This is a genomic window from Lacrimispora struthionigena, assembly GCF_048627165.1.
Lineage (GTDB): Bacteria > Bacillota > Clostridia > Lachnospirales > Lachnospiraceae > Lacrimispora.
This window is the reverse complement of record NZ_JBMBWP010000002.1, coordinates 2,136,184-2,148,998: the sequence shown is the minus strand read 5'-3', so window position 1 is coordinate 2,148,998 and position 12,815 is coordinate 2,136,184. Positions and strand designations below refer to the sequence as shown.

Annotated in this window: 14 protein-coding genes; 9 read left to right on the top strand and 5 right to left on the bottom strand. The window is 40.1% G+C overall.

Annotated elements, in window-relative coordinates; translation table 11 throughout:
- Positions 1-26: 26 nt before the first annotated feature.
- On the bottom strand, positions 27-755 hold the full coding sequence (locus ACOAOT_RS19000; RefSeq protein ID WP_420218404.1) for an alpha/beta fold hydrolase: 729 nt from the start codon (positions 753-755) through the stop codon (positions 27-29).
- 136 nt (positions 756-891) lie between these two features.
- On the opposite strand from ACOAOT_RS19000, the gene ACOAOT_RS18995 reads away from it, so the two are divergent.
- Positions 892-1,329, top strand: a complete 438-nt coding sequence (locus ACOAOT_RS18995) for a LytTR family DNA-binding domain-containing protein (protein WP_420218403.1) — start codon at positions 892-894, stop codon at positions 1,327-1,329.
- On the opposite strand, the gene ACOAOT_RS18990 is transcribed toward ACOAOT_RS18995, so the two are convergent.
- Positions 1,306-1,629 carry a hypothetical protein gene (locus ACOAOT_RS18990; RefSeq protein WP_420218402.1) on the bottom strand — a complete coding sequence of 108 codons (324 nt, stop codon included), beginning with the start codon at positions 1,627-1,629 and terminating at the stop codon, positions 1,306-1,308. The two genes, ACOAOT_RS18995 and ACOAOT_RS18990, sit on opposite strands and share 24 nt — an antisense overlap.
- Before the next feature lie 116 nt (positions 1,630-1,745).
- Here ACOAOT_RS18990 and ACOAOT_RS18985 point away from each other — a divergent pair, with 116 nt between their 5' ends.
- Positions 1,746-2,360, top strand: a complete 615-nt coding sequence (locus tag ACOAOT_RS18985) for a methyltransferase family protein (protein WP_420218401.1) — start codon at positions 1,746-1,748, stop codon at positions 2,358-2,360.
- Positions 2,361-2,377: 17 nt separating this feature from the next.
- Here ACOAOT_RS18985 and ACOAOT_RS18980 read toward each other — a convergent pair whose 3' ends face one another.
- Entirely contained in the window at positions 2,378-3,178 is an 801-nt protein-coding gene (locus ACOAOT_RS18980) for a LysR family transcriptional regulator (RefSeq protein WP_420218400.1), read from the bottom strand.
- A 116-nt stretch (positions 3,179-3,294) separates the two neighbouring features.
- On the opposite strand from ACOAOT_RS18980, the gene ACOAOT_RS18975 reads away from it, so the two are divergent.
- The 5 genes from ACOAOT_RS18975 (at position 3,295) to ACOAOT_RS18955 (ending at position 7,922) form a co-directional block, all read left to right on the top strand.
- Positions 3,295-3,843, top strand: coding sequence for a DUF4865 family protein (locus ACOAOT_RS18975; protein WP_420218399.1), 549 nt, complete (start codon positions 3,295-3,297; stop codon positions 3,841-3,843).
- A 191-nt stretch (positions 3,844-4,034) separates the two neighbouring features.
- Positions 4,035-5,489, top strand: a complete 1,455-nt coding sequence (locus ACOAOT_RS18970) for a histidine kinase N-terminal 7TM domain-containing diguanylate cyclase (protein WP_420218398.1) — start codon at positions 4,035-4,037, stop codon at positions 5,487-5,489.
- 95 nt (positions 5,490-5,584) lie between these two features.
- Positions 5,585-6,484, top strand: a complete 900-nt coding sequence (locus ACOAOT_RS18965) for an AraC family transcriptional regulator (RefSeq protein WP_420218397.1) — start codon at positions 5,585-5,587, stop codon at positions 6,482-6,484.
- A gap of 96 nt (positions 6,485-6,580) precedes the next feature.
- Positions 6,581-7,723: an aldo/keto reductase gene (locus ACOAOT_RS18960; protein WP_420218396.1), complete on the top strand. Its 1,143-nt coding sequence runs from the start codon at positions 6,581-6,583 to the stop codon at positions 7,721-7,723.
- 16 nt (positions 7,724-7,739) lie between these two features.
- A complete protein-coding gene (locus tag ACOAOT_RS18955) occupies positions 7,740-7,922 on the top strand; it encodes a hypothetical protein (RefSeq protein WP_420218395.1) in 183 nt (60 codons plus the stop codon).
- 78 nt (positions 7,923-8,000) lie between these two features.
- On the opposite strand, the gene ACOAOT_RS18950 is transcribed toward ACOAOT_RS18955, so the two are convergent.
- Positions 8,001-8,471 carry a DUF6790 family protein gene (locus tag ACOAOT_RS18950; protein WP_420218394.1) on the bottom strand — a complete coding sequence of 157 codons (471 nt, stop codon included), beginning with the start codon at positions 8,469-8,471 and terminating at the stop codon, positions 8,001-8,003.
- Between the two features lie 143 nt (positions 8,472-8,614).
- On the opposite strand from ACOAOT_RS18950, the gene ACOAOT_RS18945 reads away from it, so the two are divergent.
- Positions 8,615-9,241, top strand: a complete 627-nt coding sequence (locus ACOAOT_RS18945; RefSeq protein WP_420218393.1) for a TetR/AcrR family transcriptional regulator — start codon at positions 8,615-8,617, stop codon at positions 9,239-9,241.
- A gap of 34 nt (positions 9,242-9,275) precedes the next feature.
- Here the strand turns inward: ACOAOT_RS18945 and ACOAOT_RS18940 are convergent, their stop codons facing one another.
- Positions 9,276-11,414 carry a glycoside hydrolase family 88/105 protein gene (locus ACOAOT_RS18940; protein WP_420218392.1) on the bottom strand — a complete coding sequence of 713 codons (2,139 nt, stop codon included), beginning with the start codon at positions 11,412-11,414 and terminating at the stop codon, positions 9,276-9,278.
- A gap of 304 nt (positions 11,415-11,718) precedes the next feature.
- Here ACOAOT_RS18940 and hydE point away from each other — a divergent pair, with 304 nt between their 5' ends.
- A complete protein-coding gene (gene hydE / locus ACOAOT_RS18935; RefSeq protein ID WP_420218391.1) occupies positions 11,719-12,759 on the top strand; it encodes a [FeFe] hydrogenase H-cluster radical SAM maturase HydE in 1,041 nt (346 codons plus the stop codon).
- Positions 12,760-12,815 lie beyond the last annotated feature (56 nt).

The window sequence follows — 12,815 nt, the reverse complement described above, 5'->3', positions numbered from 1 at the left end:
TGGATCATAGTGAAAAGGAGAAAAGCTTATTGACTGCTTTTCTCCTTTTCTTTTTGAGTAATGAATTTAAGAATTGCGTCGGTAGTTATCTCCTGCTGATCTTCTCCAGAAATCAAAGAAACTCCATCCCCTTTCTGACTTCCATAATTTCCAAAGCCGGCGTGATTTCCCCCCTCTATGGGAATCACATCTGCAGCTCCTTTTATTTTTTCCCGGCTCAACACACCATCCATGGTTCCATATAAAACAAGTGCCTTTTGTGTGTCAATATCTCCATACGGATAGGCGCCAAGAAGGATCAGTCCATTTAAGGAGTCAGGGTGAGATGCCATGTAACTGCTTGCCATGGCTCCGCCTAGAGAATGTCCGCCAATATACCAGTTTTTTATATCCGGATTTTCCTCCATGATTTTATCTGCTGCTGCGGGGTTAAATACAGCAAGATGAAATGGCATTTTTACAAGAATACAGGTGATTCCCTGGCTGGATATTTTTGACAGAAGCGGATAATAGGCCGTAGCTTCTACTTTTCCTCCCGGGTAAAAAATAAGGGCCGTATCGGTCTGGGTTTTGGAAGGTAAAAGGATATACTGCTTTTCCTCTTTTGCACGTCCGCTTTTTATATCCTGATTCAGTGCGTTTACAGCAACGCCTTCCGCTTTATAGTACATGGATGTATAAATAAAAAATGCAGTGATAAAGAAGATCATGATTGTCAGGAACACTACTGCAGTTTTTTTTAACAACCTTTTCATAAAAATCTATCCTTTCAATGAAATAAGTAATGAAACACGTTACAGGTATTATATACCTTCAACAGGGTATTTAAAACATATTTACTTGAGTAAACAGATCAAATGATTTATATTTATCGTGTCAGGAGGTGTTCCATTGAGATTGTTGCTGCAGCATAGAAAAGAGTTACAGGAAACAGAGATAGAAATCAGATATCCAAATATGACGGAACGGATTACAAGGCTGATTCAGCACATCAGGCAATATGATTTTATGCTGGAAGGTTTTAAAGATGATAAGGTTTATCAGATTCCTTTGGATCAGGTTTGCTACATCGAAACAATAGACAGGAAAACATTTATCTACTCAGACAGGAATATTTATGAGACCCAAAAGACCATTCAGGTAATGGAGTCGGAGCTCATGGAAACAACGATTGTCCGGATATCTAAATCACAATTACTTAATATTACTGCTGTCAATAATGTGAAATCCTATCCAAATCACAGACTTATGGTAGAACTTAATAACGGAGAGCATCTTCTTGTTTCAAGAAAATATATAACAGACTTAAAAGAAAAGATAAGGAGATAATATGGTGCATAAGGTTTTGAAAACATATATACCTTCGATTTCAATGTGCTTTACGGTCATAATATTGCTGGCAGGTATTATTAATTTAGTTACTGAGGGCAGTAAAAACCTCTTTATTGGGTTTGCCTTCGAAGTGGCGGGGTATTTAATTCTTACCTGCATTTTAGATGAACTAATAGGGAGAATTAATTTTAAGACGTATCTGAGCCATTTTTTTGCAGAAGCAGCATTGATGTATCCAGTTAACCTGTTCTTTGCAGTGAAATTTAAATGGATTGGCATTAATACAGGTTCAATCATACTATGCTCAATCGTGTATTTTTTTATAATGGCGGGGATTCATTTTTATTTTTACTATATGGAAAAAAGCAGCGCAGAAGAAATAAACCGATTATTGGAAGATTGGAGAGACAGGAATGTTTGACAGATTGAAATTTCCTGATTCAGCATCATTTTATATGTATCATATAGCTTTATTACTTATGATAGCAGCAGAAGCTTTTATCGTTATCTATACACATCCAAAAGACCGGAGGACGGATAAAACCAATAAGGGGGATAAAGGAACCAAATGGCTGTTAATTATTAATTTTTATGTATGTATTTACTTGAGTTTTTTCATGGTTGGCCAGAAAGGCTGGGACTCCGTTCTAAATACAAAGTTGCCAGTGGTGGTCACCTATCCTGGAATTGTTTTAATGCTGGCTGGAATTATAATTCGTTTATGGGCGGTATTGACGTTAAAAAGATCGTTTACTTTATCCGTTCAGACTTCTAAAGAGCAGCATCTTATAACGACCGGGATCTATAAAAAAGTAAGAAATCCAGCTTATACAGGCAGTATCTGCAGTCTGGTTGGGACAGCGATTGGACTTAGAGGTACGATTGCATTGGCTATGGTATTCTTATTTTCCATAATCTGTTATTCAGCCAGGATTTCCGTGGAAGAGAAGGTTTTAAGAAGCCATTTTGGAAACGAATTTACGGAATATGAAAAATGCACCTATCGGTTGATTCCTTATATGTGGTAGCCTTTTCTAATTATCACCTAAGTTTTTTGAAATAGTTGATTTAAAATATCAGCATTCGTCTTTTTTGTGCAATACCCGTACACAGGAAGTGTAACTGGTGAAAGAGATGGAAGAACGTTTAACCGCCTCTCTTGTTTTATTAATTTTTCAGGCAACAATGCAATTGCCCGGTTGGATGACAGCAGAGTAATCATTAAATCCAGCGTGTCCACTTCAATCAAAGACAATTCGCTTTTTCCCTGACTTAAGGTTTGTAAGGTTAAATGGCGAAGTGGGCATAACTTATCCCGGCTGACTATGACCGGCAAAACATCTTCCGGATTCATTTCCAGACTGGAGGATGCAGCCCATAAAAGGACTTCCGGGTGTTGAATCTGAAAAATTCCAGTATCTGGAGACTGGGCCATGTGAGTGATGATGATATCATAAATCTGACTGTTAAAGTTACGGTTTAATTTTTTTACAGCATCAGTATGCATGGTAAAATGACTGTTTATTTCATATAACCATGGGAAGTAGAGCCTGGAAAGAAGCTGTGTTGAGCCTACACGGATTTCCTGGCTTTCTGATCGAAACTCCTGGTATAGATTGTTAAGTGTATCTTCCATCACAACGGCATAGTGGTAAAAACGTTCTCCATCAGGAAGTATTTTAAGACCTGATCTGGTACGGAGAAAAAAAGTGCCATGAAATTCTTTCTCAAGTTTCATAAGACGGGTGGATACATTGGACTGGGTATAGTGGAGGAGTTCTGCCGTTTTTGTTATGGATCTGTTTCTGTATAACTCCATGAAGATAGTAATGTCATTTATTTCCATATTTTCTCTCCTATCCATCATTATGAATGATGTTTGGATTCATTATTAGTTATTATACTATTATTAAATAGTAATGTAAAATGAAGTTATAAAAAATAAGAGGAGGGAGATATAAAATGACAGGAATGCAGTATGTAATAACACTTCCAGGTGATTACGATATGAATATTATCAGAAAACGGGTGGAGGAAAACGGAAATAAGACGGATGGCTTTCCAGGATTGAAATATAAATGCTATCTGATACGTGAAAAGGGTATGGATGGTTTTGAACAGGCATATGCGCCTCTTTATTTATGGGATCAGGAAGAGGGCATGAATCAATTCCTGTTTGGCGGATATTATGATCAAATCATCAAATCCTTTGGCTGGCAGCATGTTAATATTGGCATACCTTTGTTTGCCGAATTTGATGATCAGTTTCTGAATTCCCGCTATGTGATAGAAATAACCGGAAGTATTCCTCCGGAATTATCTTTAAGTAATGTTCCCCAGAAAATCAAGCTGATGACGGAACGGATAGAGGAGATCACTGGACAGATATGCATCTATAATCCGGATAAATGGAGATATAGTGTATTTTTATTTATGAAAGAACGCCCTCAAATCCAGGAAGGCTGTAGAATTTATCAGATTCTTCATATTTCAGAGGGAAGGAGTCGCTAAGATCTTACATTCAGTTCCTATATTTGCTATTAATGCCAAAACACTCTTATTAATAAGTGCTTTGGCATTTTTTTGCTGTTTCAGATAGGAAAGGGGAGTGGATAACTATCATTTTATGAATTCCTGTCCGCAGGACATTGACATTTGTCTGCTGATTCTCTAAAATAACAAGCGGGAGAGGAGTTATACATATGAATAATGTTTTATTAAGCGTATTACTGATCATTTCTTCTGCACTGATCGGTAATTTTGTTATTTATGGTCTGGCCAGAAGAAGAATTCCTGGTGTTTTCTATTTTTGTCTTTTAATGACTGCAATGATTTTTCACTGCATAGGGTATGCATTTGAGCTGCTGTCGGATACAGTCGGGACCATGTATATCTGGATTCGTGTTGAATATATTGGAGCGTCATTTTATCCGTTTTTAATTATGATGTTTACAAGGGAATATACAGAAGAAAAAAAGATTGCCAATCGATTTGTGGTAACTCTCATCCTGATGGTTAATGTCATAACATTAATTCTTGTTTATACCAATAATTATCATTTTCTATATTACGCATCCATAGGCGTGGATGATTCACCTGGATTTCCCATACTGGTACTGGAAAAGGGAATCTGGTATTATATTCAGGTGCTCGTTCTCTGCATTTCCATTTTATACAGCATAACGGTATTAATAATAAAACTGAAAAGTTCCAGCGGCAGTTACAGGGATAAAGTGTTGTTTCTATTAATAGGGGTAAGTGCACCTGTAATTACGATGATGCTTTATATGCTGGGTGTGGGTCCCGTTTATCTGGATCTGACTCCATTTTCCTATTTCATCATGAGCATTTCCATTACAGTAGGTCTTTTCAGATATGATATGCTGGTTCTTAATCCAATTACCTATGAGATGATATTCCAAAGCATTAATGAAGCGGTTCTTGTAATCGACAGCAATGGTATGCTGTTAGGTTTTAATAATGTATCCAAAGAATTTTTCCCGTCTCTCTCAAAACTGAAAATCGGACAGTCTTATGAGTTGATTGAAGAGTTAAAAAATCATAATCTGGACTCATTAAATCCGGTACATGAGATTTGCGGCAGGAAATACAGTTTTAAGGCAATTGCAATGAAAACTCACAGAGTCTGCATTTATGTTGCCAATGATATTACAGAGTCAGAAAATGCAAAAAAACAGCTGGAGATTCTGGCGACCTTCGATTCTCTGACAGGGCTTTACAACCGCAGATATTTTATGGAACAGGTGGAGCAGGCCTGTTTAGATGGTGTATTCATAATTATGGACTTAGATCATTTTAAAGTGATCAATGACACCTTCGGACATTTTGAAGGAGACCGGGTTTTAAGTGATTTTGGAATATTGATTCAGCATATCTTTCCAGACCATCTTTCCTGCCGTTATGGAGGAGAGGAGTTTGCTGTATTTCTGGCAGAAACCAGTCTGGGAGAGGCGTATAAACGGGTGGAGTCTTTAAGACAGAAAAACAATATGGGAACACAGAGCTGCAAGGTCACATTTTCAGCTGGGATTTCTGAATATGTGTTAGGAACAGAGACAGTCTCTGAGGCACTGATACACGCAGACAAAAAGCTTTATGAGGCAAAGGAGAGGGGAAGAGACAGAATCTGCTTTTAAAGTTTTATGATTTTGCTCAGACAATATAAAGCAATTGAAGACAGGAAAAAAACAATCTGGAATCTTATAATAGTATGTGACAGGGGGTGAAGAGAATGGAATGGGTGAAACTTTTACAAACGGCGCTTGACTACATGGAGGCTCATCTTTTGGAGAAGATCAGCTATGAGGATGTTGCCAGAGAGGTCCATATGTCCAGCTATAATTTTCACAGAACTTTTAGTCTCATGGCAGGAATGACTGCCAGTGAATACATAAGGAACCGCAGGTTGTCTCTGGCTGGTCAGGAGCTTCAGATGACGGATATTAAGGTGATTGATGCAGCCTATAAATACGGATATGAAACTCCGGAAAGCTTTGCAAAGGCATTTTCCAGATTTCACGGAGTAACTCCAAAAGCGGCTAAGTTAAGGGGAACCCGACTTTCATTATTCAATGCCCTGGTTATTAAAATCACATTGGAAGGTGGAAAAAGCATGGATTACAGAATTGTGGATACGGGGAATATGAGATTTGCTGCAAAAGTGAAAGCATTTAAAAATGAGACAATTAACGACGGGGAAAATCATGAGATACCTGATTTCTGGACAGCGTGCAGGAAGGAAAAGATTTTTGATGAACTTTATGCACTGGGGCAGGAAGGGAAAAGAGATGTATATGGATTGTGCAGTCCTACCAGAGAAAACCAGGGGACTTTTGACTACGGTATCGGAGTAATCCTTGATGAGAAAACACCGGTTGAAAAAGTGGAAGAGTTACTTAATCGGGGATATCGGATCTGGGAGACTGAGCCTGCAACGTATGCAGTTTTCTCCTGTTTTGGTGATGATGGAGGCTGCATTAGTGAGATGTGGGGCAGATTTTTCAAAGAATTTCTTCCACAGTCTGGCTATGAACATACAGATGAAACGGATTTTGAAATTTATTATGAGAAAGGTGCTCCTGGATTGTTCTGTGAACTCTGGATACCTGTAACCGTGCGCAAGAAAATGTGACAAGAAGCTGCCCCGGTGATCTGGATAAAACATGGTAGATATGCTATACTTCAGGTAACAAATGGATATATGTAAAAAAACACTTGGAGGGGTAAAATGAGGTATCGAAAACTGGGTAAAACAGGGTTAATGGTCAGCGAAATCGGCCTGGGGGGCGAATGGCTGGAACGTAAAAATTATGATGAAGTAAAAGAGGTGGTAAGGCTTTGCAAAGAACAGGGGGTCAATATTTTAGACTGCTGGATGTCAGAGCCAAATGTGAGAACCAATCTGGGGGAAGCGATTAAAGACTGCAGAGATCAATGGATCATACAGGGACATTTAGGCGCTACCTGGCAGAATGGACAGTATGTCAGAACCCGTGATATGGAAAAGGTAAAGGAAGCCTTTGAAGACCTACTGACCCGTTTTCAGACGGATTATATGGATCTTGGAATGATACACTTTGTGGATGAGTCAGCTGAGTTTTATAAAATTATGAACGGGGAGTTTATTGAGTACGTCAGAGGGCTGAAAGAAAAAGGAGTGATTCGCCATATCGGTATGAGTACTCACAATCCCGCTGTTGCAAAACTGGCTGCTTTAAGCGGAGAAATTGAGATGATTCTTTTTAGTTTAAACCCGGCATTCGATCTGCTTCCGCCGACAGAGGATATGACTGAATTGTTCCAGAAGGATTATCAGGAAGATTTAAATGGAATAGCTCCTGAGCGGGCTGAACTTTACAAGCTTTGTGACAGGGAAGGCGTTGGTATTACCGTAATGAAGGGATATGGGGGAGGCAGGCTGTTTTCTGCGGAAAATTCTCCTTTCGGAGTGGCTTTAACTCCGGTGCAGTGTATCCATTATGCCCTCACCCGCCCTGCAGTTGCTTCTATAATGGTGGGGTTAAGTACAGCAGATGAAGTAAAAGCGGCTCTTGCCTACGAGACTGCCACAGAACAGGAAAAGGATTATGCAAGTGTACTTGCCAGTGCTCCCCATCATGCCTATTCTGGTCAGTGTACTTATTGTGGTCATTGCGCACCCTGCCCTGCCCACATCGATATTGCCATGGTAAATAAACTGTATGATCTGGCTGCCATGCAGGAAGAAGTTCCAGGGACAGTACGTGCCCATTATGAAAATCTTTCATCTAATGCCTCTGATTGTATTGCCTGTAAGGCATGTGAAACACGGTGTCCATTTGGGGTACCAATTGTTGAGCGAATGGAAAAAGCCAGGGACTTGCTTGGGTAAGAATCGGGGGAGACAGATGAAAATAGCGGTATTTTCCGATATTCACAGTAATTATCAAACACTGATTACAGGAATTGATCAGTCAATGCATTGCCTTACAACTGCACTTGAAAAATGGGAAAACGACGGAGGAAGCGGTATCTGGTCCCTCCTTCCTGAAACGTATTGGGAAGATGCAGCTGCTGAATTGGGGTTATGAATAGTATATAAAAATAAAGGAGATATCTTTGGCAGCAGGTTAGCAGCTAAAGATATCTTCTTTATTTTTTAGTGTTCATTACATATTAGGAGCTGAAAATACAAACAAAAGTATCCATGATATTGGCATTAGCAGATCCGGCAGAATAGTCCATGTATTATGTGGCGCATAGTTCTTTTTTTTAACAACTTCCCAGATGTGGTTGATTCCAGCTAGCAGATATAAAGGAGATGCCAGCACGATTGCAGCTAACCAGAATTCCCGGTGATAAAAAATACAGAATAGTCCAGCAAGAGCAAATCCTGCTTCTGCAAATCCCAGTTCCTTCTGAAAGGGGCTTCCCTTGCCCCAGCCAATTGACTCTGCTACCATGTCAGACCGAAATACATGGCCCATAAAGCTGACAGCACCGGAAAGTGTAAGGGTGATTGTAAGCTGGTAAAACAACAGATTCTGGCAGAATGAAGAAAATGTGTGCATTGCCGGGTTAATAACTGCCGTGATAAATCCAACTAATAGTCCCAGAATCCAGATAACTAAAAAAATCATAATATTACCTCCTGTTAATAATTTGAGCTTTTACTCGAATTATACTCCTTGATCATAATAAGTCAATTAAATTTGAATAATTGCTCAATATTTATTGACAAACAGATTATGGTTCTATATATTCAACATGGGGAGGCGTTAATATGAAATCCAATCAGGCAACGCGGCAGCCAAAACAGACCCGCAGTATTAAGACAAAAGAAAAAATAAGAAATGTGGCTTATCAGCTTTTTTGTGAGAAAGGTTATTTTAAGACCACTACCAACGAAATTGCCAAAGTGGCAGAAGTCTCTATCGGAAGTCTTTATTTTTATTATCGGGATAAAGATATGATACTTGTTGAAATATTAGATCGTTATAATGAATCGTTTTTAAAAGTACATGAATCTATGAATGTTCAGTTAGAATCGTACCGGGAAAACCCCCGGCTCTGGATTACGGGATTTATGGAAGAAATGATAAAAAGTCATAGGGCTTCGAAAGAATTCAACAAAGAATTAAAAATCCTCAGTCATTCCATGCCAGAGGTGAGTGCAGTTATGGAAAAGCAGCAGGAGACAGTCCGTCAAACGACACTGGACTATTTAAAAGCCTTTAATGATATGCTGAGAGTAAAGGATTTTGAGGCGGCTTCCATTGTGGTGGTTAATATAATGAGCTCCTTAGTCGATCAGATTGTTTTTCAGGATAATCCAGTTGATGATTCCAGAATCATAAAGGAAGGTGTTGATGCCATTCATCAATATCTGATTAGACAAGACTGTGATTAAAAACAGGGCGTTCCAAAAGGAGCGCCCTGTTTGATTAAATGAAAGCAGGATTCTGTAGGAATTCGTCCAGCAGAAGTTTCTCCACTCCCGCGAGTACTGCAATGCCGATTCCGTGAGGATCGTTGAAGCGCCACCCCAGCTGGCGGTAATAGGACCGGCTGTAAGAACAGTCAGATCCACGGCAGACACCGTATAAATCGCCTTTCCGGTTAATTACTGTTTTTTTCATACCAGTCCATGCCTTCGATATGGAAGCAATGCACCGGTTTTGCAGAGTATCTTTTATAATACCCAGACGAATACCTCTGGAAAAGGAGCAGATAAACATGGAGGTGGAAGAAGCCTCCTCATAGGTGGTGGAATCATCAAGAATCTGATGCCACATACCTGTTTCGTCCTGTGCCTGCAAAATGCCTTCTATCATTTCAAGAAAAAAGGAAGTGACGTAATCGTAATCCGGATGTTCCTTTGGCAGGATAAGAAGAAGTTCGGAGAGGGCAAGAACTACCCAGCCGTTTCCTCTGCTCCATGGAATCCGGTTCATCTTACCGTAATTTAAATCAATAATATGGGACATCAGCCTTTTATCCGTCATGAAAAAGTACTGTTTAAAAAGCTTTGCCTGGCGGCATGCATCATCCAGATATGCAGAGTCCCCACTAAGCTGATAGTACCGGCATAAGAAAGGGATGCTCATATACATATCATCAATCCACATGGTATTGTTGTTTCTGGAAAATACCATGTCCTGTTCTCTTCTCTGATGGTTTCTCATAAAATCAGCAATTACATCAGCAAGTTTTTCAGCCTCTCTGGCAGGCCGGTATTTATGAGCTTCCAGCAGAAAAGAGCCAAAAGACCCACAGTCGTCCAGCTCGCTTAACCAGCAAAGCTGTGTATTGACTCCGGGGTAGCCAAAAATTGATTTGTCGTATACGGAATAATCATAGACGGCAGCCGTCATACGGGCATATTCCAGGACATATTCCTGCCAGTCAGTGCGGTTAAAATAACGGCTGGCAGTTAACAGACCATATAAGGTAACTCCACAGGGATAAGTCCATTTTCCGTATAATTCTTCTTCTGCAAACATTCTCACAAAGGAATCCGGCAGATCTGCCTTCCAATAGCACGTACCGTTAATTCCATCGTAAACCTTTTCCATAGACAAAAGGTCTGAGACAGACGGAATATTATCCCCAAACATACCAGCATAAAGCCATGAGCCTTCGTAGCCTTTTACTCCTGCAGACAGGGGAATGACTCTGCCGTCAGCTTGCAGCTTTAGATCTGTTCTGGTCTCTTCACCAGCCTTTTTTTCACACAATAAAAGGACATTGTGTAAGCCGCCCTGAAGCATGATTCCAGATTCCCAGGTCCCGTTTTGCCATTCTCCCCTTAATTCACCGTCAATGAAAAGCCTGGTCGGGGTCTGGCTTTTACCTGAGATATGGACGGTCTTTGTCTTATCAAGGACAAATCCACTTTTTAAAACAGCGGTTCCCTGACTTGAGGAGCCAAAGATCCGTGTGATGGGGCAGTCTGACTCTGTTTTAACATATTCCTTGCGGGGATACCAGGCAATATCATCATAGCAGCCGGAAAGTATGGACTTTAAACGATCTGTATTCCACTGATCCGGTTCGCTGTAAACAAAGCCTGCCTGCCCTTTACGCTCTGGTATGGGTGAGAGAAAATGTGGCGGCTCCCATTGCGGTTTTGCATTCCGCAGAGTAAAGCCAAAGCCGATTTCTGTCTTTTCTGTCATCAGAACAAAGTGATTGAGACCTGCTAAAAGAGTAATGGAAAAGAATGCAGAGGTCTTAAAACTCTCATCTCCAGGCTGGGAGCGGTACACCTCTTCTCCGTTTACATAACATACAACAGGCCCCTGACAACGGACCTCAAAACGTGAGGGAGTCTGTTGGTGGCTGTAAAGGTCACCTGCACCATAGCAGATATCCCCGATCTGCGCATTAGGAAAGCGGTTGTTAAAATCAAACAAATACCATCCCTTTGTGTCACATAATATACCACTTGTAAAATCCAGTCGGTACTGATAAGGTACCTGGGGATTTTCCCCGATGAAGCGGTTGGCAAGCAGTGCAATTACATCTTTGTCCCTGTCCCCATAAACGGCGTAAGCACTGTCTTCCTGATTGAAATATTTCATAAATGGTCTCCTTAAGTATTAATTTGAGAGTGATAGGAGCCGAAATGGAACAGTATTTTTGTGAAAACCTACAGAAAAACACGTCCATTTATGGTATAATTGTAGCGAATGTATGGTTTTTCGTCAAGAAGATAAAACCCACTTCCCCAAAGCACAGGAAAATGATAGTATAAACATACCAATATACTATGAATGTACATGGCACTGCCAGAAAATTCATTTTTGCAGTTAAGGGGTAACATGTTAGAATAAATACATAAGGCACGGATTTGTGTAGCCGTTTCAGGAGAAGGAGCAGAGGCATATGAGAGAACTGATTGATAAATTATATAAGAATCACAACCTGGAAAAAGAAGAGTTTATATATTTAATAGAAAATTTTGATAAAGATACCAGTGAATATCTTTTTTCCCTGGCGCAGACAACCAGCCAGGAACATTTTCAAAAGGAAGTTTACATCAGAGGACTGATCGAATTTACTAATTACTGTAAAAATGATTGTTATTACTGCGGAATCAGAAGGAGCAATAAAAACGTCAGCCGTTACCGCCTGAGCAAAGAGGAGATTCTTTCCTGCTGTCAGAACGGATATGAACTGGGTTTTAGGACCTTTGTTCTCCAGGGCGGAGAAGATCCGGCATTTACCGATGAAATTATGATTGATATTATAAAAGACATGAGAGAAGGATATCCGGATTGTGCCATTACCCTTTCCATTGGGGAAAAAAGCTACGATCAGTATCAGGCGTATTACGAAGCCGGTGCCAACCGATTCCTTCTGCGCCATGAGACTGCCAATGAAGAACATTATAAAAAGCTTCACCCCGAGTCCCTTTCTCTTGAAAACAGGAAGGAATGTTTAAGAAATCTGAAGAAAATCGGGTATCAGGTAGGAACCGGATTTATGGTGGGTTCTCCTTACCAGACCCCTGAGTGTCTGGCAGAGGATCTTGCATTTATTAAAGAATTGTCTCCTCAGATGGTTGGAATCGGCCCTTTTATTCCACATAAGGAAACTCCGTTTAAGGATTTTAAAGCTGGCAGCATGGATTTAACCCTGTTTCTCATTGGAATGCTCAGGCTCATGCTTCCCAATGCTTTAATTCCGGCTACAACTGCGTTAGGAACCATAGATCCCAAGGGAAGAGAGAAAGGAATTCTATCAGGCTCCAATGTTTTAATGCCTAATTTATCTCCCATTGGTGTGAGAAAAAAGTATGAGCTGTATGATAATAAAATCTGTACGGGAGAAGAAGCAGCAGAGTGTAATGTATGCCTGAGAAACCGTGTTTCTTCTATTGGTTACAACGTGGTAGAAAAAAGAGGGGACTTTGTAGAATTTTAACAAACTTTTAACTGGAAGAGCTGATTTTCTGGACTTATGTCACCATAGCGTTGGGA

Coding starts and splice junctions, on each gene's coding strand:
- ACOAOT_RS19000 (WP_420218404.1), bottom strand. CDS start 755: ATGAAAAGGTTGTTAAAAAAAACTGCAGTAGTGTTCCTGACAATCATG.
- ACOAOT_RS18990 (WP_420218402.1), bottom strand. CDS start 1,629: ATGATTGAACCTGTATTAATGCCAATCCATTTAAATTTCACTGCAAAG.
- ACOAOT_RS18985 (WP_420218401.1), top strand. CDS start 1,746: ATGTTTGACAGATTGAAATTTCCTGATTCAGCATCATTTTATATGTAT.
- ACOAOT_RS18980 (WP_420218400.1), bottom strand. CDS start 3,178: ATGGAAATAAATGACATTACTATCTTCATGGAGTTATACAGAAACAGA.
- ACOAOT_RS18975 (WP_420218399.1), top strand. CDS start 3,295: ATGACAGGAATGCAGTATGTAATAACACTTCCAGGTGATTACGATATG.
- ACOAOT_RS18970 (WP_420218398.1), top strand. CDS start 4,035: ATGAATAATGTTTTATTAAGCGTATTACTGATCATTTCTTCTGCACTG.
- ACOAOT_RS18965 (WP_420218397.1), top strand. CDS start 5,585: ATGGAATGGGTGAAACTTTTACAAACGGCGCTTGACTACATGGAGGCT.
- ACOAOT_RS18960 (WP_420218396.1), top strand. CDS start 6,581: ATGAGGTATCGAAAACTGGGTAAAACAGGGTTAATGGTCAGCGAAATC.
- ACOAOT_RS18955 (WP_420218395.1), top strand. CDS start 7,740: ATGAAAATAGCGGTATTTTCCGATATTCACAGTAATTATCAAACACTG.
- ACOAOT_RS18950 (WP_420218394.1), bottom strand. CDS start 8,471: ATGATTTTTTTAGTTATCTGGATTCTGGGACTATTAGTTGGATTTATC.
- ACOAOT_RS18945 (WP_420218393.1), top strand. CDS start 8,615: ATGAAATCCAATCAGGCAACGCGGCAGCCAAAACAGACCCGCAGTATT.
- ACOAOT_RS18940 (WP_420218392.1), bottom strand. CDS start 11,414: ATGAAATATTTCAATCAGGAAGACAGTGCTTACGCCGTTTATGGGGAC.
- hydE (WP_420218391.1), top strand. CDS start 11,719: ATGAGAGAACTGATTGATAAATTATATAAGAATCACAACCTGGAAAAA.